The following is a 1,048-nucleotide window of genomic DNA, read 5'->3' as shown; positions in this document are numbered from 1 at the left end:
CGGCGGATTCTGCCCAAGGCAGCCGTGGCCCGGCCTCTCTACGACGACTTCTGCTCCCGGTAGAGCACGAGGTGCTCGTGATGGAGCACCCCGCCTCGGATGTCGCCCGTGGCGGTGAACCCGGTGTCGTCGACGTAGTCCAGGTGGCTACCGGTCACCGTGTATCGGCCGGTGTACGCGCTGCGCCGCTTGCCGCGGGCTTCGGCATAACGGCCGTCCGGCAGCAGCTCCTGACGGATGTGACCATCCGCGGTTACCCACATTCCCACCACGTCGACGTGGTCGCCCTCAACGGTCCCTGCCATGGCGGACTCCTCTCATCGAATGGTGCGGTCCTTCCCGCTCCACCGAGTCTGGGCAGGTCAGCGGCCATCAACCAGGACGCGGACTGTCTGGGTGTGGCACACCCCGGCAGCGCACCGGGTCACCGTCTAGTCATGAACACATGGACGACAACCACCGGGGAGAGGTCCTGCGCACACGCCGCTACGGACTGCGGCCGGAGGGCGTCGGCATGGCGAGCTACGGGGCCCACAGAGTCGCCGGACCGCGCCGCGAGGAGGTCGCCGTCCTCGCCGGAGTGAACGCCGACTGCTACACCCGCCTGGGACAAGGCCGCGAGCGCAACCCCGCACCCCAGGTGGTCGACGCACTCAGCCGCACGCTGCGCCTCGACGCGGACGCACGCACGCACTTGTACCGGCGGGGCCGCGCCGAACGACCAGCCCTCCGTCCACGCCGCCGAACGGGTCAGTCCTCCGCTGCGACAGGTCATGGACAGATACCAGGTCTGGATCAGGGCATGCCGTGTGCCCGGGTGGAACGAGGCAGGACCGAAGGCAGTGACGGCACTGATCCAGGCCGAGGCCCGCCGATGGCACGACCTCTCGGACGAATAGGCCTAGGCACTGTTTCTCGGATCATGTGCGGAGCCAGATGATGAGGGCTGCGACGGTGACGGTGCCGAGGTAGATGTGGGCGCGTTTCTCGTAGCGGGTGGCGACGGCGCGGAAGCCCTTGAGGCGGTTGATGGTTCGTTCGACGGTGT

At 68.1% G+C, this 1,048-nt stretch carries 1 protein-coding gene and 2 pseudogenes; 1 reads left to right on the top strand and 2 read right to left on the bottom strand.

Going from position 1 to position 1,048, the window contains the following annotated elements:
• Positions 1-38: 38 nt before the first annotated feature.
• A complete protein-coding gene (locus ACFYNP_RS38380) occupies positions 39-305 on the bottom strand; it encodes an Atu4866 domain-containing protein (protein WP_388792092.1) in 267 nt (88 codons plus the stop codon).
• 140 nt (positions 306-445) lie between these two features.
• Between ACFYNP_RS38380 and ACFYNP_RS38375 the strand changes: the two are divergent.
• Positions 446-785, top strand: a pseudogene (locus ACFYNP_RS38375) (helix-turn-helix domain-containing protein); the annotation flags it as partial.
• A 135-nt stretch (positions 786-920) separates the two neighbouring features.
• On the opposite strand, the pseudogene ACFYNP_RS38370 reads toward ACFYNP_RS38375, so the two are convergent.
• A pseudogene (locus ACFYNP_RS38370) lies at positions 921-1,048 on the bottom strand (IS5/IS1182 family transposase); the annotation flags it as partial.

The sequence above is a fragment of the Streptomyces sp. NPDC006691 genome (assembly GCF_042869955.1).
Taxonomy (GTDB): Bacteria; Actinomycetota; Actinomycetes; order Streptomycetales; family Streptomycetaceae; genus Streptomyces.
This window is presented reverse-complemented; position numbering and strand designations above follow the sequence as displayed.